This is a genomic window from Hydrogenophaga aquatica, assembly GCF_054780915.1.
In genome coordinates, this window is record NZ_BAAGVK010000007.1 from 1 (window position 1) to 21,341 (window position 21,341).

Annotated in this window: 20 protein-coding genes; 12 read left to right on the forward strand and 8 right to left on the reverse strand. The window is 67.1% G+C overall.

From position 1 onward, the window contains the following. The 6 genes from ACYVHH_RS04915 to ACYVHH_RS04940 all read right to left on the reverse strand — a co-directional run. On the reverse strand, positions 1 to 539 hold a 539-nt coding region (locus tag ACYVHH_RS04915), incomplete at its 3' end, for a type I glyceraldehyde-3-phosphate dehydrogenase (RefSeq protein WP_460563973.1). A 161-nt stretch (positions 540 to 700) separates the two neighbouring features. Continuing rightward, complete coding sequence (locus ACYVHH_RS04920; protein ID WP_460563974.1) at positions 701 to 1,924, reverse strand: ROK family transcriptional regulator; 1,224 nt, start codon at positions 1,922 to 1,924, stop codon at positions 701 to 703. A 22-nt stretch (positions 1,925 to 1,946) separates the two neighbouring features. Then, complete coding sequence (locus tag ACYVHH_RS04925) at positions 1,947 to 2,390, reverse strand: RbsD/FucU family protein (RefSeq protein ID WP_460563975.1); 444 nt, start codon at positions 2,388 to 2,390, stop codon at positions 1,947 to 1,949. 28 nt (positions 2,391 to 2,418) lie between these two features. After that, positions 2,419 to 3,213, reverse strand: a complete 795-nt coding sequence (locus tag ACYVHH_RS04930) for an ATP-binding cassette domain-containing protein (protein WP_460563976.1) — start codon at positions 3,211 to 3,213, stop codon at positions 2,419 to 2,421. After that, on the reverse strand, positions 3,213 to 4,172 hold the full coding sequence (locus ACYVHH_RS04935) for an ABC transporter permease (RefSeq protein ID WP_460563977.1): 960 nt from the start codon (positions 4,170 to 4,172) through the stop codon (positions 3,213 to 3,215). Before ACYVHH_RS04935 ends, ACYVHH_RS04930 begins: the two co-directional genes overlap by 1 nt. 95 nt (positions 4,173 to 4,267) lie before the next feature. After that, a complete protein-coding gene (locus ACYVHH_RS04940; protein WP_460563978.1) occupies positions 4,268 to 5,272 on the reverse strand; it encodes a substrate-binding domain-containing protein in 1,005 nt (334 codons plus the stop codon). Positions 5,273 to 5,431: 159 nt separating this feature from the next. On the opposite strand from ACYVHH_RS04940, the gene ACYVHH_RS04945 reads away from it, so the two are divergent. The 10 genes from ACYVHH_RS04945 to ACYVHH_RS04990 all read left to right on the forward strand — a co-directional run bounded on the left by ACYVHH_RS04945 (position 5,432) and on the right by ACYVHH_RS04990 (position 17,974). Further along, positions 5,432 to 6,364 carry a carbohydrate kinase family protein gene (locus ACYVHH_RS04945; RefSeq protein ID WP_460563979.1) on the forward strand — a complete coding sequence of 311 codons (933 nt, stop codon included), beginning with the start codon at positions 5,432 to 5,434 and terminating at the stop codon, positions 6,362 to 6,364. Between the two features lie 72 nt (positions 6,365 to 6,436). Further along, entirely contained in the window at positions 6,437 to 7,909 is a 1,473-nt protein-coding gene (gene zwf, locus ACYVHH_RS04950; protein WP_460563980.1) for a glucose-6-phosphate dehydrogenase, read from the forward strand. Continuing rightward, positions 7,909 to 8,631 carry a 6-phosphogluconolactonase gene (gene pgl, locus ACYVHH_RS04955; RefSeq protein WP_460563982.1) on the forward strand — a complete coding sequence of 241 codons (723 nt, stop codon included), beginning with the start codon at positions 7,909 to 7,911 and terminating at the stop codon, positions 8,629 to 8,631. The genes zwf and pgl overlap by 1 nt, the downstream gene beginning before the upstream one ends. A 10-nt stretch (positions 8,632 to 8,641) precedes the next feature. Beyond that, positions 8,642 to 10,480, forward strand: coding sequence for a phosphogluconate dehydratase (edd, locus tag ACYVHH_RS04960; protein WP_460563983.1), 1,839 nt, complete (start codon positions 8,642 to 8,644; stop codon positions 10,478 to 10,480). A 19-nt stretch (positions 10,481 to 10,499) separates the two neighbouring features. After that, positions 10,500 to 11,153 (forward strand): bifunctional 4-hydroxy-2-oxoglutarate aldolase/2-dehydro-3-deoxy-phosphogluconate aldolase, encoded by a 654-nt coding sequence (locus ACYVHH_RS04965; protein WP_460563984.1) that lies wholly within the window; start codon positions 10,500 to 10,502, stop codon positions 11,151 to 11,153. 27 nt (positions 11,154 to 11,180) lie between these two features. Beyond that, positions 11,181 to 12,767, forward strand: a complete 1,587-nt coding sequence (gene pgi / locus ACYVHH_RS04970; RefSeq protein ID WP_460563985.1) for a glucose-6-phosphate isomerase — start codon at positions 11,181 to 11,183, stop codon at positions 12,765 to 12,767. 56 nt (positions 12,768 to 12,823) lie between these two features. Then, positions 12,824 to 15,628: a phosphoenolpyruvate carboxylase gene (gene ppc / locus ACYVHH_RS04975; RefSeq protein WP_460563986.1), complete on the forward strand. Its 2,805-nt coding sequence runs from the start codon at positions 12,824 to 12,826 to the stop codon at positions 15,626 to 15,628. An 11-nt stretch (positions 15,629 to 15,639) separates the two neighbouring features. After that, entirely contained in the window at positions 15,640 to 16,488 is an 849-nt protein-coding gene (locus tag ACYVHH_RS04980) for a MurR/RpiR family transcriptional regulator (protein WP_460563987.1), read from the forward strand. A gap of 13 nt (positions 16,489 to 16,501) precedes the next feature. Then, entirely contained in the window at positions 16,502 to 17,485 is a 984-nt protein-coding gene (locus tag ACYVHH_RS04985) for a glucokinase (protein WP_460563988.1), read from the forward strand. Between the two features lie 135 nt (positions 17,486 to 17,620). Next, positions 17,621 to 17,974, forward strand: a complete 354-nt coding sequence (locus ACYVHH_RS04990; RefSeq protein ID WP_460563989.1) for a carboxymuconolactone decarboxylase family protein — start codon at positions 17,621 to 17,623, stop codon at positions 17,972 to 17,974. A 3-nt stretch (positions 17,975 to 17,977) separates the two neighbouring features. Here ACYVHH_RS04990 and ACYVHH_RS04995 read toward each other — a convergent pair whose 3' ends face one another. After that, positions 17,978 to 18,883, reverse strand: coding sequence for a DUF808 domain-containing protein (locus ACYVHH_RS04995; protein ID WP_460564199.1), 906 nt, complete (start codon positions 18,881 to 18,883; stop codon positions 17,978 to 17,980). Between the two features lie 114 nt (positions 18,884 to 18,997). Here ACYVHH_RS04995 and ACYVHH_RS05000 point away from each other — a divergent pair, with 114 nt between their 5' ends. Continuing rightward, a complete protein-coding gene (locus tag ACYVHH_RS05000) occupies positions 18,998 to 19,636 on the forward strand; it encodes a nucleoside/nucleotide kinase family protein (protein ID WP_460563990.1) in 639 nt (212 codons plus the stop codon). 27 nt (positions 19,637 to 19,663) lie between these two features. After that, positions 19,664 to 20,866: an AGE family epimerase/isomerase gene (locus tag ACYVHH_RS05005; RefSeq protein WP_460563991.1), complete on the forward strand. Its 1,203-nt coding sequence runs from the start codon at positions 19,664 to 19,666 to the stop codon at positions 20,864 to 20,866. A gap of 15 nt (positions 20,867 to 20,881) precedes the next feature. Here ACYVHH_RS05005 and ACYVHH_RS05010 read toward each other — a convergent pair whose 3' ends face one another. Then, on the reverse strand, positions 20,882 to 21,319 hold the full coding sequence (locus ACYVHH_RS05010; RefSeq protein ID WP_460563992.1) for an acyl-CoA thioesterase: 438 nt from the start codon (positions 21,317 to 21,319) through the stop codon (positions 20,882 to 20,884). Positions 21,320 to 21,341 lie beyond the last annotated feature (22 nt).

Genomic DNA, 21,341 nt, shown 5'->3' on the forward strand with positions numbered 1-21,341 from the left:
GCGTGCACGGTGGTCATCAGCCCGCGCTTGATGCCCCACTTGTCGTTGAGCACCTTGGCCACCGGGGCCAGGCAGTTGGTGGTGCAGCTGGCGTTGCTGACGATGGCCTGCCCAGCGTACTTGTCGTGGTTGACGCCATAGACGAACATGGGCGTGTCGTCCTTGCTGGGGGCGGAGAGCACCACCTTCTTGGCGCCTGCGGCCAGGTGCTTCTCGGCGGTGGTCTTGTCCAGGAACAGGCCGGTGGATTCGATCACCACGTCGGCACCCACCTCGTTCCACTTGAGGTTGGCGGGATCGCGCTCCTGCGTCAGGCGGATCTTCCTGCCATTGACGACCAGGGTGGAGCCTTCGACGGCGACGCTGCCCTTGAAGCGGCCGTGCACGCTGTCGTAGGCGAGCATGTAGGCCAAATAGTCGGGCTCGAGCAGGTCGTTGATGCCCACGATCTCGATGTCGTCGGCGAAGTTCTGCACCGCCGCGCGAAACACCATGCGGCCGATGCGGCCGAATCCGTTGATGCCTACTTTGATGGTCATGATGAAGGTCTCCGTGTGTGAGGGTGTGGTGTGACTGGAGTTACATCGACATCTTAGTCAATAAGTAACATAGTTACAAGAATAGGGCGCGCTGTTCATGCCTTGAACTCTGGTTTCAATGCGGTTACGTAACTTTGGGCTGTGGTGGGCCAGGCGGGGCGTCAGGCCAGGTCCTGCTTGAGGAAGATGTCCTTGTCTGGGAAGAAGGCCGTGTGCAGGGGCAGCAGGGCGCCGCCGAGAGCGCGCGCGTGGCTGCCCACACGCCCGAGCATGATCCTGGGCACCTGTATGCCCGCGAGCCGGTGGCGCTCCAGGCCTTGGGATGTGGCGTCCGAAAGCTTTTTCAACAGGCCCGGCGACAGCGTGCCGTCGATGATCACGGCATCCAGGTCCAGCAGCGCCGTGGCGGACGTGGCCGCCATGGCCAGAGCTTCGCTGGCGTCGGCAACCCAGGTGCCCACGTCCTGTGCATGCTCTGCCGCCATGATGCCTTCGCTCATCACCAGCCGCGGGTCGTGTCCGCGCTGCATCAGGGCCCGTTCCAGCGGCCAGCCTGATGCGATCTCCAGCAACTGGGCGGCCACGCCTTTGCCTGCCAGTCCCAGCGGCATGGAGCCGATGGCCCCTGCGTTGCCGCGCGGGCCGTTGAGCAGGTGGCCCGACAGCACCAGCCCGCCGCCAACGAACGTGCCGACGAACACATACAGAAAGTTGGCGCACTGCTGGCCATGGCCTTGCAGCAGTTCCGCCGTGCAGGCAGCAATGGTGTCCCGGGCGAAGACGACCGGCAGGTCTGTCATGGCCTGCACCCGCTGCCGCAGGTCGATGCCTTGCCAGCGGGCCAGCACGGGGGCGGCGTCGGGGCCCAGCACGTCGGCCCATTGGTGCATGTCCAGCGGTGCAGTCAGGCCAAGGCCCACCACGCGGTGCCAATGGGCTGCCCAGTCCTGCTTCAGCTTGTCGAGCATGGTGCCGATGCGTGGCAGCAGCACCAGCGGGTCCGGATGATCGTAGTGAAAGGTGTCGTGCTGGCGGACGCGTCCCACGAAGTCGGCCACCAGCACTTCCAGGCTGCGCCGGCCCACCTGCACGCCCACGCTGAAGGCGCCGTCAGGGTTCAGCGCCAGAGGCACCGAAGGCTGGCCTATGCCACCCCGGATGCGGTCCTGCTTGACGAGCAGCCCGTCGTCCAGCAGGCGCTCGACGATGATCGAAACGGTCTGCTTGGAAAGCTGTGTCAGCCGCGAAAGCTCTGCCTTGGGTGTGGCGCCGTGCAGGCGCAAGGCCTGCAGGACGGTGCGCTCGTTGAACTGGCGCATGCCCTGGTGGTTGGAGCCGCGCACCTGCAAGGGCGTGTCGTCGGCGGGCAGCATGGCGGTGTTCATCGTCTCGGGTACCGGGTGGGGTTCAGGGCAGGATCACACCCTTGCAGAGTAACGCATTGCCAAAGGCGGTGACCTCGCCGCTTTGCACGATCAGGCTGGCGCCGTCCACGCGCCGATAGAACTCGTAGCGTTCCAGCGGCTCCACCTGCGATGCGTCGCGGCCTTCCATGTCACGCACAGTGTCAACGAAGGCCTGCTGGGCAGAGGTGCGCTTGCCCAAAGGCAGTTCGCTGTGCTGCATGTACGCGGCGGGCTGGGCCACGTCCACCGCGAGCGGGAACACGGACAGCACCGCCTGCGACACACGCTCCAGGCTGTGGCCGGGCAGGCGGATCACCGGCTTGCCCTTGGCCAGCCAGTCGGCGGTGAAATTGGCGTCTACCACGGCCACCCATTCGCCGTGGCCCATGGCGCACAGGTGTTTGAGCAGGTCCGGGGTGAGCAGGGGGTCGATACCCTTGAGCATGGTGGGGTGTGTCCGGTTGAAGTGGGGGTCAGTGGGCCAGGGCCTCGGCGGGGATCTGCTCGGCGGGCATGGCGCCAGTCATCACGGCCACCGTGTCGGACATGGAGATGTTCTTCGGGTTGAGCACGGCGATGCGCCTGCCCAGGCGGGCCACATGGATGCGGTCGGCGATCTCGAAGACGTGCGGCATGTTGTGCGAGATAAGCACCACGGGCAGGCCCTTGTCGCGCACGCGGCGGATCAGCTCCAGCACCATGTTGCCTTCCTTCACGCCCAGGGCGGCGGTGGGCTCGTCCATGATGACGACGTGGCGCGCGAATGCCGCGGCGCGTGACACCGACACGCACTGGCGCTGGCCGCCGGACAGCGTTTCCACCGCCTGCACCATGGAGCGGATGCCGACCTTGAGGTCCTGCATGCGTGCGATGCTCTCTTCCAGCATCTTCTTCTTGTCGACCATGCGCAGCACCTTGCCCAGGAAGCCAGGGCGCAACACCTCGCGGCCCAGGAACAGGTTTTCCGAGATGGTCATGGCGGGCGCCACGGCCAGGTCCTGGTAGACGGTTTCGATGCCGGCGCGGCGCGCGTCCATCGGGCTGCGGAAGTGCACGGGCTGGCCGTCCAGCCGGATCTCGCCCTCATCGGGGATGGTGGCGCCGGACAGGCACTTGATGAGCGAGGACTTGCCTGCGCCGTTGTCGCCGATGACGGCCAGGATCTCTCCCGCGCGCAGATCGAAGTCGGCGCCGTCGAGCGCGGTGACCTGGCCGTAGCGCTTCACCAGGCCGCGTGCCTGCATGACCAGGGGGGCTTGAGCGTTCATCAACGGGCTCCTTTGCGAGAAAGTTGGTCGGTGGCCACGGCCAGGATCACGAGGATGCCGGTCACCAGGATCTGGTAGACGGAGGACACGCCCATGAGGGTGAGCCCGTTGCGGAACACGCCGACGATGAGCGCGCCCACCAGGGTGCCCAGCACCACGCCGCGTCCGCCGAAGAGGCTGGTGCCGCCCAGCACCACGGCGGTGATGGCGTCCAGGTTCTCGGTTTGTCCAGCGTTCGGGTCGCCCGCGCCGGTACGCGCCACGCTCAGCAGCGAGGCGATGCCGTAGAACACGCCCGCCAGCACGTACACGCCCAGCAGCACCTTGTCGGTGGCAATGCCGGTCAGCCGCGTGGCCTCGGGGTTGTTGCCCACGGCGTACACGTGGCGGCCGGGCTGTGTTTCGCGCAGGGCGAACCAGGTGATGAAGTACAGCCCCAGCATCAGCAGCACGCCGTAGGCCACGGCGGTGTCGCCAAAGCGCATGGTGTTGCCCAGCCAGGTCATGCCGTCTGGGATGTCGGTGATGGTCTGCGACGACGAATACAGCTGGGTGATGGCAAAGGCGATGTTGAGCGTGCCCAGCGTGACGATGAAGGGAGGCAGCTTGATCTTGGTGACCAGCAGGCCGTTGAGCAGGCCGAACAGCGTGGTCACGGCAATGCCGCAGGCAATGGCAACGGGGGCGGGCAGGCCGAAGTCGGCGGCCACCTTGGTCATGACGATGCTTCCCAGCGCCATCACCATGCCGCAACTCAGGTCAATGCCCGCGGTGAGGATGATGAGCGTCTGGCCGATGGCGATGACGCCCACGACCATGACCTGCTGCAGGATGAGGGAGAAGTTCTGCGCGGACAGGAAGCGGTCGCTCTGCGTGGCGAAAAAGGCGCAGGCGATCAGCAGCGCAATGAATGGCCCCAGCGTGGCAATGGGGGGCAGTTTGGAGGCGAATGTGTTCATGGCGGGTGTCCGGGCAGACGGAGGGGTTAGACACTCGGGCGGGCGGCGCAGCCCGGCTGGCACTGGCGTGCCGGACTGCGCCGCTGCGCGGCTGCTTACTTCTTGCCCCAGCACAGGTCGGTGCCGGTCTTGACGTCCTTGCTGTCAACGCCAGGCAGGGCCTTGGCGGCAATCAGGGTCACGCCGGTGTCGGTGTAGCCGCTCACCTTCTTGCCGCTCTTGGCGTATTCCACACCCGCGGCCACACCCATGGCGGCCATGCGCAGCGGGTACTGCTGGCTGGTTGCGGCGATCACGCCCTTGCCCACGTTGGCCACGCCTTCGCAACCGCCGTCCACCGAGACGATGACCACGTCCTTCTCCTTGCCTGCGGCCTTGAGCGCGTTGTAGGCACCGGCGGCTGCCGGTTCGTTGATGGTGTAGACGAGGTTGATGTTGGGGTTCTTCTGCAGGCAGTTCTCCATGCCGGTCTGGCCCTTGGCGCGGTCGCCGAAGCTGTCGGCCATGCACACCACCTCGGCAGGCTTGGCCAGTTCATTGCTCTTGGCGTCCAGCGACTGCAGGCCAAAGCCTTTGAGGAAGCCGTTGTGACGCTGCGCACCCACCGGGTGGCCGGGGAACAGGTCCAGCGTGGCGATCACGGGGGCCTTGCCGCCCAGGGCAGCCTTGGCGTAGGCGCCGATCAGTTCCCCCGCCTTGTAGTTGTTGGTGGCGAACAGGGCGTCGGTGGCGTTCTCGGGGTCGGCCGGGCTGTCCAGCGCGATCACCATCACGCCCTGTGCCTGTGCCTTCTTGATGGCGGGCACGATGGCCTTGGAGTCGCTCGGGGTGATGAGGATGGTCTTGGCACCGGCGGCGATCATGTTTTCCATGGCGGTCACCTGGCCGGCGTTGTCGCCGTCGGACTTGCCCGCACCGCTGAGCAGCTTGGCGCCCAGCTTCTTGGCCTCGGCCTCGGCGCCTTCCTTCATCTTCACGAAGAAGGGGTTGGTCTCTGTCTTGGTGATCAGACCGATGACGGGCTGGGCGGCGCAGACGCCAGTGAACGCGGTGGCAGCGGCGGCCAGCAGGCCCAGGCGGAACTTGGATGCGACTGACATGGTGTCTCCTCTGGAGGAATTTCGACGGTGTTTGCGGCCAACGCCCCATGCGTCGGTCCGTGGGTTGGATTTTGTGCAAGCGGATAAATTAAATCAATGAGATTTACTTAGTGCTTTCCCTAATCCCCGGTAAAAGGGCTTGGGGTGACACTAGCCGCCATGACACTTCCTATCCTCATCCTTGGTGAAGCCCTGATGGACTGCGTGATGCAGCCTGATGGCAGCCTGCTGCCCCTGCAGGGTGGCAGCCCCTACAACCTCACGCGCGCCGCTGCGCGGCAGGGCGCGCGTGTGGGTTACCTGTGCCCGTTCTCGCAGGACCTGTTCGGCCAGCAGCTCAAAGCCACCTTGCAGGCCGACGGCGCCCAGGCGCTGATGCCCGACAGCCCGAATCCCACTTCGCTGGCCGTGGTGACGCTGCGCGACGGCCAGCCCAGTTACGGTTTCTACCGTGAAGGCATTGCCGACCGCGACTACACGCCCGAAGCGGTGCTGGAGCGCCTGCGCGAATGGCCGCCCGGTGTGCTGCACAGCGGCTCGTTGGTGCTCATGCCGCCCGACCACCACAAGGCCGTGGCGGTGCTGCAGGGTGCGCGCGAGATGGGCTGGACCATCAGCGTGGACGTGAATCTGCGCCCGCGCATGGCGCGCGACCTGGACGAGTACCGGCGGGCCGTTTGGCAGGCCGTGGCACTGGCCGACTGGGTAAAGGCCAGCGAAGAGGATCTGGAGGTGCTGGGTCTGCCCGGACTGACGATGGACGAGGCCCCCCAAGCGGTGGAGCGTTTCACCCGCCTGGGGGCAAGCCGGGTGGCCATCACCTTCGGTAGCGCGGGGGCGTGCCTGCAGGTGCAGGGGCGGCTGGCGCGCGCCCAGGCACCCGCCGTGGCGCTGGTGGACACCGTGGGTGCCGGAGACACGTTCTGGGGGGCGTGCCTGGCCGACTGGGCCACCCGCCCGGAACGTGCGCCTGAACGCGCGGACGATACCTTGCGCCGTGCCATGACGGCCGCCGCCATCAACTGCGAGCGCAAGGGTTGCCAGCCCCCCACGCTGGCAGAAACACTGGCAGGCTTGAGCAGGTTGGGGTAACACGGTTACTTTTCTGTTGAAAATCCGAAGTAACCAAATTACAATTCGCGGGCTTCTCCATTTCTTCTTCCCATGAACGAAAACCACACCCCTCCTCTGGACATCGTGATCTTCGGCGGTGCAGGCGACCTGTCCTGGCGCAAGCTGCTGCCCGCGCTCTACATGGCGCATGCCCACGGGCGCCTGCCGGCGGGTTGCCGCATCATCGGGGTGGGGCGCCAGGAGTGGTCGCGTGAGGCCTATGTGGCGTTCATCAACGAACATTCCCCGTCGTACATCGCCAAGGACGCACTGCGCCCCGATGTGTGGGAAGACTTTCTGCGCCGTCTCGATTACGTGCGCATGGACGCGACCGCTGCCGGGGATTACCAGCACCTGGCAGCCATCTGCACGTCTGGCTCCACCAAGGTGTTCTACCTGGCCACCGCGCCCAGCCTGTTCACGCACATCTGCCAGCACCTCAACGATGCAGGTCTGATCCGCGACGACTCGCGCGTGGTGCTGGAAAAGCCGCTGGGGCACGACCTGCCGTCTGCGCAGGTCATCAACCAGGCGGTGGCGCGGCACTTCAAGGAACACCAGATCTACCGGATCGACCACTACCTGGGCAAGGAAACGGTGCAGAACCTCATGGTGCTGCGCTTTGGCAACGCCATCTTCGAACCGTTGTGGCGCGCGCCGTACATTAAGAGCGTGCAGATCACCGTGGCCGAAACCGTGGGTGTTGGCAGCCGCGCGGGCTTCTACGACCAGACCGGCGCCATGCGCGACATGGTGCAGAACCACCTGCTGCAACTGCTGTGCATCGTCGCCATGGAGCCGCCCATTTCACTCGACCCCGACGACGTGCGCGACGAAAAGCTCAAGGTGCTGCGCTCGCTGCAGCGCATGAACCTGGCCGAAATCCGCCAGCACACGGTGCGTGGACAGTACATCGAAGGGGCGGTCACGGGCGAATCGGTGCCCGGCTACCTGGAAGAAGAAAACGTTCCGCCGGAAAGCCAGACCGAAACCTTTGTGGCGCTGCGCACGCAGGTCAACAACGCGCGTTGGGCGGGTGTGCCCTTCTTCCTGCGCACCGGCAAGCGCATGCAGACGCGCCGCTCGCAGATCATCATCGACTTTGCCCAGCCGCCGTTCTCCATCTTCGCCGGGCAATCCAATTCGTCTGACATGTCGCAGCCCAACCGGCTCATCATCACGCTGCAGCCCGAAGAGTCGATCCAGCTGCAGATGATGGCCAAGCAGCCTGGCTCGGGCATGAACATGAAACCCGTGTTCCTGAACCTGGACCTGGAGTCCGCGCTGGCAGGCCGCCGTGCCGAGGCCTACGAACGCCTGCTGGTGGACGTGGTGAAGGGCCGCCTGACGCACTTCATGCGCCGCGACGAACTGGAAGCCGCCTGGCGCTGGGCCGATCCCATCCTGGAAGGCTGGAAGCAACTGGGCGACCGGCCCCGCCCTTATGTGGCGGGCACCTGGGGGCCTGCAGCCTCGTCGGCACTGATGGCGCGCGAGGGCGGCACCTGGTTCGAGGAAGCGTGATGACTGCCGTGTCACCTGCCTGCGCCGTGGACGAACGCCGGTTTGCGACGCCACAGGCACAGGCCGAGGCTCTGGCCGCCGCCGTGGCCAGCCAGCTCGGTCAAGCCGTGTCCGCACGCGGCGCGGCCAGCCTGGCCGTGTCGGGCGGCCGTTCCCCTATCGCGTTCTTTGAACACCTGCGCGTGCAGCCGCTGCCCTGGAAAAACGTGACCGTGACCCTGGTGGACGAGCGCTGCGTGCCCGGCTCGCACGCCGACAGCAACGCCCGCCTGGTGCGGGAGCACCTGATGCAGGACGGGGCAGCCGACGCCACCTTCATCGACTGGCTCGAGGGCGTCGAAGAACCCGAGAGCCTGACGCCTTCCGCCCTGGTGGACGAGGCGCAGGCCCGCCTGCAAGGCCTGCCCTGGCCCCTGGACGTGGCGGTGCTGGGCATGGGCGAGGACGGCCACACTGCGTCCTGGTTTCCCGACAGTCCGGGCCTGGCCGTGGCCCTGGCCGCCAGTGCGCCGCTCACCTGGGTGCGTCCCGCGCAGGCGCCGCACCTGCGCCTCACCCTCACGCTAAATGCCTTGCTGGCTTGCCGCCAGCGCCACCTGTCCATTGCCGGGCAGGTCAAAAAACAGGTGTTTGCCGCCGCCCGCCAGGGCGTGGCCACCGACAAACCCATCCACACCCTGTTGGCGCGCGCCAGTTCGCTGCAGGCCTGGATTTCCGATTGAGACCGTTGCCATGACTACCTTTGCACATACCCCCATTTCCGACGTGTTGCGCCGGGTGACCGAGCGCATCGTCGAGCGCAGCCGTGAGACCCGCGCCGCCTACCTGCGCACCACGGCCGCCGCGCGCAAGCCCGGCCCCTACCGCGCAGGCATGGGCTGTGCCAACGCCGCACACGCCTTTGCCGCCATGCCTGCCAGCGACAAGCTGATGCTGCGCGAAGAGCGCCAGCCCAACATCGGCATCGTCAACGCCTACAACGACATGCTCTCGGCACACCAGCCCTACGAGCACTACCCGCAGAAGCTGCGCGAGGCCGCGCGCGCGCTGGGCGCCACGGCCCAGGTGGCCGCCGGTGTGCCCGCCATGTGCGATGGCGTCACCCAAGGCTACGAGGGCATGGAGATGTCGCTGTTCTCGCGCGACGTCATCGCCATGGCCACGGCGGTGGGCCTGTCGCACAACGTGTTCGACGGCGCCTTGCTGCTGGGCATCTGCGACAAGATCGTGCCGGGCCTGCTGATTGGTGCGCTTCAGTTCGGCCACCTGCCCGTGGTGTTCGTGCCGTCCGGCCCCATGACCTCGGGCCTGTCGAACGACGAAAAAGCCAAGGTGCGCCAGCTCTACGCCCAAGGCAAGGTGGACCGCGCTGCGCTGCTGGCGGCCGAAGAAGCGGCCTACCACGGTGCGGGTACCTGTACCTTCTACGGCACCGCCAACTCCAACCAGATGCTGCTGGAGGTGATGGGGCTGCAACTGCCGGGTTCTTCCTTCGTGAACCCGGGCACGCCGCTGCGCGAGGCCCTCACACAGCATGCCGTGGAGCGCGTGCTGCGCCTGCGCGAAGGCGCTGATGCCGCTTCCATCGCCGACATCGTGGACGAGAAAGCGATCGTCAACGGCATCGTCGGGCTGCTGGCCACGGGCGGCTCCACCAACCACACCATCCACCTGGTCGCCATCGCTCGTGCAGCGGGCATCATCATCGACTGGGATGACTTCTCGGAACTGTCCGATGCCGTGCCGCTGCTGGCGCGCGTGTACCCCAACGGCAAGGCCGACGTGAACCACTTCCACGCTGCCGGCGGCATGGGTTTCCTCATCGACCAGCTGCTGAGCGCTGGCCTGCTGCACGGCGACGTGCGTACCATCGCCGGGCCGGGCCTGCAGAACTTTGCGCAGGAACCGTGGCTGGACAACGGCACGCTGGCCTGGCGCGCCGCGCCAGCTGCGTCGGGTGACGAGTCGGTGCTGCGCCCGGTCAGCAACCCCTTCAGCCGTGACGGGGGTCTCAAACGCCTGCAGGGCAACCTGGGGCGTTCGGTGGTCAAGGTCTCGGCCGTCAAGCCCGAGCACCGCCGCGTGCACGCCCCCGCCGTGGTGGTGGAAAGCCAGCAGGCTCTGAGCGACCTGTACAAGCAGGGCGCGCTCAACCGCGACTTCGTGGCCGTGGTGCGCTTCCAGGGGCCGCAGGCCAACGGCATGCCCGAGCTGCACAAGCTCACGCCCATCCTGGGCATTCTGCAGGACCAGGGCTTCAAAGTGGCGCTGGTCACCGACGGGCGCATGTCTGGCGCTTCGGGCAAGGTGCCCGCAGCCATCCACGTCAGCCCCGAGGCCCTGCAGGGCGGCAACATCGCCAAGGTGCGCGACGGCGACATGGTCCTGCTCGATTGCGAGGCCGGTGTGTTGCAGCTCGAAGTGTCCGACGAGGAACTCGCCAGCCGCAGCGCATCGCAACCCGATCTGTCAGGCAACGAGCACGGCATGGGCCGCGAACTGTTCGCCCTGTTCCGCCGCAACGCAGGCCTGGCCGAGCGCGGCGGCTCGCCCCTCTTCGGCAACCATTGATATCCTCCCTGCCCAAATCATGAGTCACATTGCATCCCAAACCCTTCCCGCCAGCCTGCCGGTCTTCCGCTCGCGCGTCGTACCCGTGGTCGTCGTCAGCGATCCGGCCCAGGCGGTTCCCATGGCCCAGGCTTTGCTGGCCGGTGGCGTGGACGTCATCGAAATCACCCTGCGCTCCGACGCCGCGCTGGCGGCCATCGAGGCCGTGGCCCGCGAGGTGCCCGGCATGGTCGTGGGCGCTGGCACGGTGACCCGTGCCGACGAGGTGAACCGCGTGCGTGACGCCGGTGCGCGCTTCGCGCTGTCACCAGGCTACACACCCGCGCTGCTGCAGCGCGTGAAGGAAGTGGGCCTGCCCTTCATTCCCGGTGTGGGCTCGCCCAGCGAAGCCATGGCCGCCCGCGACGAAGGCTTCACGCTGATGAAATGTTTTCCCGCCGCGCAATTGGGTGGTGTGGAAGTCCTCAAGGCGTGGGGCGGCCCGCTGCCCGATCTGCGCTTCTGCCCCACCGGGGGCGTGACGCCCGCCAACCTGGGCAAGTTCCTGGCGCTGCCCAACGTGCCCATGGCCGGGGGCTCCTGGCTCACGCCCGCCGCGCTGGTGAAGGCTGGCGACTGGGCTGGCATCACTCGCCTGGCCGCCGAAGCCATGGCACTGGCCGCCGCCGTCTGACCGCATAACGCTCTTTTGCAAGTCATCATGTCCACTTTCAAGCTTCCGCAGCAGCGCGCCAGCTGGCAACGTCTGCAAGCGCTCGCACAGCAACCCCAACCCCACCTGCGCGAGCTGCTTGCCGCTGGTGAGGACGCACGCCATGCCAGCCTGCAGGTCGAAGCCGCTGGCCTGCGCATGGATGCCAGCCGCCAGCCGGTCACCCCTGAGGTGTTGCAGGCCCTGCTGGCCCTGGCCGAAGAGAGTGGTGTGATGGCTTACGCCGATGCGCAACGCAAGGGCGAGCACATCAACGCCACCGAAGACCGCGCCGTGCTGCACGTGGCATTGCGCGGTTGCCAGATGGCCAACCCGCCCTGGGGCGAAGCCGTGTCGAAAGAGGTGTGTGCCGAGCTGGACCGCTTCCTCGACGCGGCCGAACGCATCCGTGACGGGCGCTGGCGCGGCGCCACTGGGCGGCGCATCACCAACGTCATCAACATCGGCATCGGCGGCTCCGACCTGGGGCCGCGCATGGCGGTGCAGGCGCTCGACGCCTACGCCGATCAGGACGTGCGCGTGCATTTCGTCTCCAACCCCGATGCCTGGGCCCTGCACGGCACGCTGCGCTGGCTCAAGCCCGAGCAGACGCTCTTCATCGTGCAGAGCAAGACCTTCACCACGCAAGAGACCATGACCCTGGCCGCGTCGGTGAAGCGTTGGCTGGCCGACCACGGTCTGGTCACCCCCGAGCAGCAGGCGCCGCACCTGATCGCGGTGACGGCGTCGCCTGCCATCTCGGCTGCGCAGGGCTACCTGCCGGAAAACACCTTTGGCTTCTGGGACTGGGTGGGCGGCCGCTACTCCGTGTGGTCGGCCATCGGTCTGCCGCTGGCCATCGCCATCGGTGCCGAGCACTTCCGCGCCTTCCTGGACGGCGGCCACGAGATGGACCGGCATTTCTGGACCGCTCCGCCCGAAAAAAACATGCCGCTGCTGATGGCGCTGCTGGGCGTTTGGAACCGCAATTTCCTTGACTGCCCCACGCACCTCATCGCCTCCTACGCCAGCCGCCTGTTCCACTTCGCGCGCTTCCTGCAGCAGCTCGACATGGAATCCAACGGCAAATCCACTCACGTGGATGGCAGCGCCGTGTCGGTGGGCACCGGCCCCATCGTCTGGGGCGGTCTGGGCATCGAAGGGCAGCACGCCTATTTCCAGCTGCTGCACCAAGGCCAGCACCGCGTGCCGGTGGACTTCATTGGCGTGGAAACCGAAGACACCCCGCTGCCGCTGGCCGCCGAACACCACCGCGTGGCGCTGCTCAACCTGCGGGCACAGGCGCAAGCCCTGGCGTTGGGGCGCGACGAGCCCGCCACCGTGGCCGAGTTGCGCGCCAACGGCCTGAGCGAAGAACGCATCAACGAACTGCTGCCTCACCGCACCTTCCGCGGCAACGTGCCCAGCACCACCTTCTGGCTGCGCGAACTCACCCCCCGCACCCTGGGTGCCATGGTGGCGCTGTACGAACACAAGGTGTTCTGCCAGGCTGCGCTGTGGGGTATCCACGCCTACGACCAGTGGGGAGTGGAGCTGGGCAAGACCATGGCCAAGGCCATGGAAGCGGCCGCCTGATACCCGGCATACGGGACAATGCCTTTCTTTTCATCAACCCTCCCTTAGCCCTCGCCATGCCACGACGCCCCGCCGCCGCGCCCGACAAGGACCAGCCCCTCATCAACGACATCCGCCTGCTCGGCCGCCTGCTGGGCGATGTCATTCGCGAACACGAGGGCGTGGCGATTTACGAGCTGATCGAGCAGATCCGCCAGCTCTCGGTGGCCTACCGCCGCCAGGCCGACCACGCCGCCGACCGCCAGCTCAAGAAGCTCCTCAAGGGGCTGACCGACGACCAGGCGGTGAGCGTGATCCGTGCGTTCACCTACTTCAGCCACCTGGCCAACCTGGCTGAGGACCGGCACCACATCCGCCGCCGCGAGGTGCACGAGCGCGCAGGCAGTGTGCAGGAAGGCAGCCTGGCCCACACCTGGGAGCGCATGCACCGCGCGGGCGTGTCCGCCGACCGCATCGGCGAGACGCTGGCGCACGGCCATGTCTCGCCCGTGCTCACGGCCCACCCCACTGAAGTGCAGCGCAAGAGCATCCTGGACGCCGAGCGCGCCATCGCGCGCCTGCTGGCCGAACGCGATGCCATCCACGCCAGCGCCGAGGCTGGCGGTGCCAAGCGCGACCACCTGCTCAACCGCGAGCTGGCCGCCAACGAAGCGCAGATGCGCGCGCGCATCACCCAGCTGTGGCACACCCGGCTGTTGCGCTTCACCAAGCTCACCGTGGCCGACGAGATCGAGAACGCGCTCACCTACTACCAGAACACCTTTCTGCCGGAAATTCCGCGTATCTATGCCGATATCGAAGCCGCGCTGCAAGGCCGCCACGTGGCGCCCTTCCTGCGCATGGGGCAGTGGATTGGCGGTGACCGCGACGGCAACCCCAACGTGACGGCCGAGACCCTGCGTCTGGCACTGCGCTGGCAGGCCGACGTGGCCCTGCGCCACTGCCTCACGCAGGTCCACCTGCTGGGGGCTGAGCTGTCGCTGTCGGCCATGCTGATCCCTGTGCCCCAAGCGATGCAGGCCCTGGCCGAGCGTTCGCCCGACACCAACGAGCACCGTCAGGACGAGCCCTACCGCCGCGCGCTCACGGGCATCTACGCGCGCCTGGCCGCCACGCTGCACGAGCTGACTGGCGGCGAGGCCGCGCGCCACGCCGTGGCACCTCAAGACCCGTATGCCAGCGCCGACGAATTGCTCGAAGACCTGCGCACCATCGACGCGGCCTTGGCAGAGCAGGGCTGCGAAGCGCTGGCCATCCAGCGCCTGCGCCCGCTCATCCGCACGGTGGAGGTGTTCGGCTTTCACCTGGCCACGGTGGACTTGCGCCAAAGCTCCGACCAGCACGAACTGGCCGTGGCCGACCTGCTGGCCACTGCGCGCATCGAGCCCGGCTACAGCGCACTGGACGAAAACGCCAAGCAGCAGTTGCTGCTGCGCCTGCTCAACGACGCGCGTCCGCTGCGAGTGATTGACGCGCAGTACACCGCCCACACGCTCAGCGAGCTGGCCATCTTCGAGACCGCGCGCGAGATGCGCCAGCGCTACGGCAAGGCCGCCATTCGTCACGCCATCATCAGCCACACCGAAACGGTGAGCGACTTGCTGGAAGTGCTGCTGCTGCAAAAGGAAGTGGGCCTGATGCACGGCACGCTGGACCACGACGCCTGCGCCGAGCTGATCGTGGTGCCGCTGTTCGAGACCATCGAAGACCTGCGCAACGCGGCCAGCATCATGGACGCCTTCTACCGCCTGCCCGGCGTGGGCGCCCTGGTCCAGCGCAGCGGCGCCGAGCAGGACATCATGCTTGGCTACTCCGACAGCAACAAGGACGGCGGCATCTTCACCAGCAACTGGGAGCTGTACCGTGCCGAGGTGGCGCTGGTGGCCCTGTTCGACCAGCTCTCTCACGACCTGGGCTTCCCCATCCAGATGCGCATGTTCCACGGCCGTGGCGGCACGGTGGGGCGTGGCGGCGGCCCGAGCTACCAGGCCATCCTGGCGCAGCCTGCGGGCACCGTGCGCGGCCAGATCCGCCTGACCGAACAGGGTGAGGTCATCGGCTCCAAGTACGCCAACCCCGACATTGGCCGACGCAATCTGGAAACGCTGGTGGCCGCCACGCTGGAAGCCACGCTGCTGCCGCCCACCAAGCCTGTGCCTGTCAAATACCTGCAGGCCGCCGACACGCTCTCGCGTGCCAGCATGGCCGCCTACCGCGCGCTGGTGTACGAGACCCCCGGCTTTACCGACTACTTCTTCAACGCCACGCCCATCCGCGAAATCGCCGAACTCAACATCGGTTCGCGCCCCGCGTCGCGCAAGGCCACGCGCGCCATCGAAGACCTGCGTGCCATTCCCTGGGGCTTCAGCTGGGGCCAGTGCCGCGTCACGCTCCCGGGCTGGTACGGCCTGGGCAGCGCGGTCCAGGGCCTCATGAAGGACATGGGTGAGCAGAAGGCTACCGAGCTGCTGCAGCAGATGCACCGCAAGTGGCCCTTCTTCCAGGCGCTGCTGTCGAACATGGACATGGTGCTGGCCAAGAGCGACCTGTCGCTGGCCGCGCGCTACGCCGACCTAGTGCCCGACGGCAAGCTGCGCAAGAAGGTCTTTGCCATGATCGAGGCCGAATGGCACCGCACCCACGAAGCCCTGGAACGCATCACCGGGGCCGAGGTGCGGCTGGCCAACAACCGTGCGCTGGCGCGCTCCATCGAGCACCGCTTCCCCTACATCGACCCGCTGCACCACCTGCAGGTCGAGCTCATCAGCCGCTACCGCGCGGGCAGCCAGGAAGAAAAGGTCAAGCGCGGCATCCACATCTCCATCAACGGCATTGCTGCAGGACTGCGCAACACCGGTTAAAGGGTTTGACCATGCTCGACCGCATCGAGGCTTCCCTGTCCACCCTGCCGGCCGCTGAACAGCGTGTCGCCAGGCTGGTGCTGAAGAACCCCCGGCAGTTCTCGCAACTGCCGGTGGGCGAACTGGCCGCCATGGCGCACGTGAGCAAGCCCACCGTGGTGCGCTTCTGCCGCAGCATGGGCTACGACGGCCTGAGCGACTTCAAGCTCAAGCTGGCGGGCACGGTGAGCGAAGGCGTGCCCTATATCCACCGCAGCGTGGACGCGCAGGACAAGGTGCCCGATGTGGCGGTCAAGGTCATCGACAACGCGGTCGCCGCGTTCCTGAAGTACCGCAACGAGTCCTCCAACGTGGCCATCGGCAAGGTGGTGGATGCGTTGGAGAAGGCCTACCGCGACGGGCGCCGCATCGAGTTCTATGGCGTGGGCAACTCCGGCATCGTGGCGCAGGACGCGCAGCACAAGTTCTTCCGCCTGGGCGTGCACTCCGTGGCCTACAGCGACGGCCACATGCAGGTCATGAGCGCGGCGCTGCTCAAGCCGGGTGACGTCGCCATCATCATCTCCAACTCCGGCCGCACGCGCGATCTGATCGACGCCGCCGACATTGCGCGCAAGCACGGCGCCACCACCGTGGCCATCACCGCCACGCGCACGCCGCTGGCCCTGACGACCGACCTGCACCTGGCCGCCGACCACACCGAGTTCTACGACCAGTACATCCCCATGACATCGCGCCTGCTGCATCTGCTGGTGATCGACATCCTGGCCACCTGCCTGGCACTGCGCATCGGCACGTCCACCCTGCAGCCGCTGCTGCGCGAGATGAAGACCAACCTGCAGAACAAGCGCTACGCCTGACTTTTCCGACAAGATGACCCGTTCCGACGATTCCCTGCCACGCCTGCTCGCCGACGTGGGCGGCACCAACGCACGCTTTGCGTGGCAAGCCGGCCCTGGCGCGCCCATCGAGGCGCAGCGCACGCTGCCCTGCGCCGACTACCCCACCATCGACGCCGCTATCCAGGCCTACCTGAGCGGGCTGGACCGCCCGCGCCCGCAGCTGGGCGCCATCGCCATCGCAAATCCCGTCACGGGCGACCAGGTGCGCATGACCAACCACCACTGGTCGTTCTCCATCGAGGCGCTGCGCCAGTCCGTCGGGTTGCAACACCTGTCGGTGCTCAACGATTTCACTGCGCTGGCGCTGGCCTTGCCGGGCCTGCCCGCCAGCGACAAGCGTCAGGTGGGCGGCAACGCACCCATGGCGGGAGCGGCCATCGGCCTCATCGGTCCGGGCACGGGGCTGGGCGTTTCCGGTCTGCTGCCCGACGGGCGCGGCGGCTGGGTGCCGTTGCAGGGCGAGGGCGGGCATGTCACGCTGGCTGCCATCACGCAGCGCGAGCAGGTGGTGGTGGACTGGCTCGCCAGCCAGCACGGCCACGTGTCAGCGGAGCGAGCCGTCAGCGGCATGGGGCTGGTGGACATTCACCGCGCGCTGTGTGTGGCCGATGCCGCCCCCAGCCAGTCACTCAGCGCCGCGCAGATCAGCGAAGCCGCGCGGGCGGGCGACGCCCGCTGCGCCGAGGCGCTGGCCATGATGTGCGCCTTCCTGGGCACCGTGGCGGGCAACCTGGCGCTCACACTGGGCGCCAAGGGTGGCATCTACATCGGCGGCGGCATCGTGCCTCGCCTGGGGTCGTGGTTCGATGGCACGGCCTTCCGCGAGCGTTTCGAGTCCAAGGGGCGCTTTCGCGGCTACCTCGCAGACATCCCCGTGTGGGTCATCACCGCCACCCAGTCGCCTGCGCTGGCAGGCACGGCCTGTGTGCTCGACAGCCGCGCTGCGGGCCGGTGAGTCGGCCCTCTCGCAACGCGCTGTGGTGTTTTTGCCGAATACCATTGGGGGTATGCGGGTGGCTTGACCTGTGTCAAGGCAAGCCAGGGCCTGCCTGTTCAGACTGAGGGGCTTCCAGTCTTTACAGGATGACCCATGAGCACGTTCGATCACGCAGGCCTGATGCAGGACATCAACGAATGCCTGGCCCCGTTCCGCAAGGCCCAGAGCGAAGCCATGCGCGGCTTCTCGCAACTGGCGCAGGCCTCCATGGCAGAAGGTGCCATCAGTGCCAAGCACAAGGAGCTGATCGCACTGGCCATCGGCGTGAGCCAGCGCTGCTCGGGCTGCATCGGCTTTCACGTCAAGGCACTGCACCGCCTAGGGGCGACGCGTACCGAGCTGGAAGAGATGCTTGCGGTGTGCGTCTACATGGGGGGCGGGCCGGCCCTCATGTACACCGCCGAAGCCCTCAAGGCATGGGATGTGATCGAGGCGGCCAGGGCCTGAGCGTCAGCGCCGCAGTTTCTGTGCGCCCGTTACCGCCGCCAGCAGCAGCGCACCGGCTGCCACACCCAGGGTGGCTCCGGCGGCCGTGCTGAAGATGGCCTGGGTCCAGCCGCCAAAGGCGGCCGCCCAGCCCTCGACCGCATGCGCCAAGGCGGGCCAGCCGTGCAGCAGGATGCCACCTCCCACCATGAACATGGCGGCCGTGCCCACCACGGAAAGGCTCTTCATCAACCAGGGGGCGGTTTGCAGCAGCCCCTTGCCCAAGGCACTCTTCCAGCGTTGCCCGCTGCCCAGCAGGTGCAGGCCCAGATCGTCCAGCTTCACGATGCCTGCCACCAGCCCGTAGACGCCTGCTGTCATCAGCAGCGAGATGCCTGCGAGCACGGCTACCCGCTGCCCCAGCGCAGCGTCTGCCACCGCCCCCAGGGTGATCACCACGATCTCGGCAGACAGGATGAAATCGGTGCGCACGGCGCCCCTGATCTTGTCTTTCTCGAAAGCCACCAGGTCCACCGCCGGATCGGCCAGGGCCTGCAAGGTCTGCTGGTGCTTGGCGGCGTCCTCCGGCGCGGCGTGCAGGAACCTGTGCGCCAGTTTCTCAAAGCCTTCGTAGCAGAGGAAGGCGCCTCCCAGCATCAGCAGCGGCGTGATGGCCCAGGGCGCCAACCAGCTGATCAGCAAGGCGGCCGGCACCAGGATGGCCTTGTTCACCAGCGAGCCTTTGGCCACCGCCCATACCACGGGCAGCTCCCTGTCGGCGCGTACGCCGGTCACCTGCTGGGCATTCAGGGCCAGGTCGTCGCCCAGCACGCCAGCGGTTTTTCGCGCCGCCAGCTTGGTCATGGCGGCCACGTCGTCCAGGACGGAGGCGATGTCGTCGATCAGCGCGAGGAGGGTGGTGGCAGCCATGGTGTGCGAGGCGTGTGACAGCAAGGGAATGTCCATGGTTGTACCAGAACGAAAGCAGTCAAACTGCTGGTAACCGGGTTACATTAAGGCGCTCGGCCAAGGCCGGTGGAACCTATGCAACCCATGGCACCTGAAACGTTCTCCTCAGACGAACTGGCGCAGCGCCTGCAGGCCCTTTTGACGGGTGGCCAGCGCCGCCTGCTGGGCTTGGTGGGGCCGCCCGGCGCGGGCAAGTCCACGCTGGCCGAGCAGCTGCTCGACCGCTTCGGGCCGCAGGCCCAGGTGGTGCCCATGGACGGCTTCCACCTGGCGCAGGTTGAACTGGAGCGGCTGGGCAGGGCCCACCGCAAGGGAGCCCCCGACACCTTCGACGCACACGGTTACGTGGCCTTGTTGCGGCGGCTGCGCCAGCAGGCGCCGGATGAAGTGATCTATGCCCCGGCCTTCCGGCGCGAAATCGAGGAACCCGTGGCAGGCGCCATCGCCGTACAGCCTCAGACCCGGCTGATCATCACCGAAGGCAACTACCTGTTGCTCGACACCTTTCCCTGGAACTGCGTTGCCGCCTGCCTCGACGAGGTCTGGTACGTCGACGTGGACGACAACCTGCGCAGGCAGCGGCTGGCCGACCGGCATGTGCGGTTCGGCCGCACGCCGCAGGCCGCTCAGGCCTGGGTGGCGCAGACCGACGAACCCAATGCCCGCCTCATCGAGCAGTGCAGGCTGCGCGCCCATGCCGTCTGCCGCCTGTGACAACGCCCATTGCCCATAGCCAAGACCATGAGTTCACTGCCCCCCGCCAACTTTGAAAGCCGGCATTTCCTGACCGCTCACGTGGACGACACCTTGGGGTTCTACGAACGGTCGGCCTACGACCCCGAAGGGGGCTTCTTCCACTACTTCCTGGACGATGGCACCGTCTACAACCGGGGGCACCGCCACCTGGTCAGTGCCACGCGTTTTGTCTTCAACTGGTGCCAGGCCTGGCGGCACACGGGCTGCGCCACCTGGCGTGACTGGGCGCGCCATGCCCTGGCGCACCTGGAGTCCTTCCGTCGGCCGGCAGGCCACCCTGGCGCGGGCCTGTACGCCTGGACGCTGCAGGACGGCCGCCTGGAGGACGAGCGCGCCATGGCCTATGGCCAAGCCTTCGTGCTGCTGGCGCAAAGCCACGCGCACATGGCGGGGCTGGCCAGCCAGCAGGACGTGGCCGACGCCTTCGACCGCATGGAGGCGGTGTTCTACGAATCCGCGAACAGCGCCTACGCCGACGAACTCAGCCCCCGTGGCGAGTTGGCCGCCTACCGGGGGCAGAACGCCAACATGCACACCTGCGAGGCCTGCTTGGCGGCTTTCGAGGCCACCGGCGATCAGCGCTACCTGGACCGCGCCGAATCGCTGATCGAGCGCTTTGCCTTCGAAGCCGCCACGGGTGCCGAGCGCCTCATCTGGGAACATTTCAACACCGCGTGGCAGCCCGACTGGGACTACAACCGCGACAACCCGGGCGACATCTTCAAGCCCTGGGGCTACCAGACGGGGCACCAGACCGAGTGGGCCAAGCTCATCCTGCAGGCGCATGCGCACCGGCCCCAGCAGCGCTGGGTGGACCGCGCCGCCACGCTGCAGCTGAGTGCCTGGCGCCACGGCTGGGACGCACAGCACGGCGGCCTGATCTATGGCTTCGCGCCCGACGGATCACCTTGCGACACCGACAAATACTTCTGGGTGCAGGCCGAGTCCTTTGCCAGCGCCTGGCGGCTGTGGCGTGTCACGGGTGACGCCACCTTCCGCCAGCAGTACCTGGACCTGTGGGCCTGGAGCTGGCAGCACCTGGTGGACCACCACCACGGCGCGTGGTACCGCATCCTGGCTGCCGACGGCCGCAAGCTAGAAGACACCAAGTCCCCCGCGGGCAAGACGGACTACCACACCATGGGGGCGTGCTGGGACGTCATGGCCGCTGGGGGCCTGGGCGATTGACCGCGGGGGGGGCCGTCAGGCCTGGGTCACGGGGCGAGGCTTGCCGGTCTCGTCGATGGCGACGTAAGTCAGAGATGCCTCGGTCACCTTCACAAACTGCCCCTGGTTGCCCAGCCGCTCGGCAAACACCTCCACTTGCACGGTGACGGATGTGTTGCCGATGCGCGTCACGTGCGCGTAAAAGCTCAGGATGTCGCCCACGCGCACCGGTTGCTTGAACACGAACTGGTTGACCGCCACGGTGGCGATGCGGCCTTGCGCAATTCGCGCGGGCAGCACGGCGCCAGCCAGGTCCACCTGGGCCATCACCCACCCGCCAAAGATGTCGCCATTGGCGTTGCAGTCGGCCGGCATGGGGATGACCTTGAGCACCAGGCTCTTGTCCGACGGGTCGTGCGGCACGGCCTGGGTTGCACCAGGGCCTTGGCTTGGGGGCAAAATCGCTGAGTTCATGCCCCCATTCTCCCCGATACCT

What these genes read in the sequence shown, in the direction of transcription:
- ACYVHH_RS04920 (WP_460563974.1), bottom strand. Translation starts at nt 1,924, where the DNA reads ATGAACACCGCCATGCTGCCCGCCGACGACACGCCCTTGCAGGTGCGC.
- ACYVHH_RS04925 (WP_460563975.1), bottom strand. Translation starts at nt 2,390, where the DNA reads ATGCTCAAGGGTATCGACCCCCTGCTCACCCCGGACCTGCTCAAACAC.
- ACYVHH_RS04930 (WP_460563976.1), bottom strand. Translation starts at nt 3,213, where the DNA reads ATGAACGCTCAAGCCCCCCTGGTCATGCAGGCACGCGGCCTGGTGAAG.
- ACYVHH_RS04935 (WP_460563977.1), bottom strand. Translation starts at nt 4,172, where the DNA reads ATGAACACATTCGCCTCCAAACTGCCCCCCATTGCCACGCTGGGGCCA.
- ACYVHH_RS04940 (WP_460563978.1), bottom strand. Translation starts at nt 5,272, where the DNA reads ATGTCAGTCGCATCCAAGTTCCGCCTGGGCCTGCTGGCCGCCGCTGCC.
- ACYVHH_RS04945 (WP_460563979.1), top strand. Translation starts at nt 5,432, where the DNA reads ATGACACTTCCTATCCTCATCCTTGGTGAAGCCCTGATGGACTGCGTG.
- zwf (WP_460563980.1), top strand. Translation starts at nt 6,437, where the DNA reads ATGAACGAAAACCACACCCCTCCTCTGGACATCGTGATCTTCGGCGGT.
- pgl (WP_460563982.1), top strand. Translation starts at nt 7,909, where the DNA reads ATGACTGCCGTGTCACCTGCCTGCGCCGTGGACGAACGCCGGTTTGCG.
- edd (WP_460563983.1), top strand. Translation starts at nt 8,642, where the DNA reads ATGACTACCTTTGCACATACCCCCATTTCCGACGTGTTGCGCCGGGTG.
- ACYVHH_RS04965 (WP_460563984.1), top strand. Translation starts at nt 10,500, where the DNA reads ATGAGTCACATTGCATCCCAAACCCTTCCCGCCAGCCTGCCGGTCTTC.
- pgi (WP_460563985.1), top strand. Translation starts at nt 11,181, where the DNA reads ATGTCCACTTTCAAGCTTCCGCAGCAGCGCGCCAGCTGGCAACGTCTG.
- ppc (WP_460563986.1), top strand. Translation starts at nt 12,824, where the DNA reads ATGCCACGACGCCCCGCCGCCGCGCCCGACAAGGACCAGCCCCTCATC.
- ACYVHH_RS04980 (WP_460563987.1), top strand. Translation starts at nt 15,640, where the DNA reads ATGCTCGACCGCATCGAGGCTTCCCTGTCCACCCTGCCGGCCGCTGAA.
- ACYVHH_RS04985 (WP_460563988.1), top strand. Translation starts at nt 16,502, where the DNA reads ATGACCCGTTCCGACGATTCCCTGCCACGCCTGCTCGCCGACGTGGGC.
- ACYVHH_RS04990 (WP_460563989.1), top strand. Translation starts at nt 17,621, where the DNA reads ATGAGCACGTTCGATCACGCAGGCCTGATGCAGGACATCAACGAATGC.
- ACYVHH_RS04995 (WP_460564199.1), bottom strand. Translation starts at nt 18,883, where the DNA reads ATGGCTGCCACCACCCTCCTCGCGCTGATCGACGACATCGCCTCCGTC.
- ACYVHH_RS05000 (WP_460563990.1), top strand. Translation starts at nt 18,998, where the DNA reads ATGCAACCCATGGCACCTGAAACGTTCTCCTCAGACGAACTGGCGCAG.
- ACYVHH_RS05005 (WP_460563991.1), top strand. Translation starts at nt 19,664, where the DNA reads ATGAGTTCACTGCCCCCCGCCAACTTTGAAAGCCGGCATTTCCTGACC.
- ACYVHH_RS05010 (WP_460563992.1), bottom strand. Translation starts at nt 21,319, where the DNA reads ATGAACTCAGCGATTTTGCCCCCAAGCCAAGGCCCTGGTGCAACCCAG.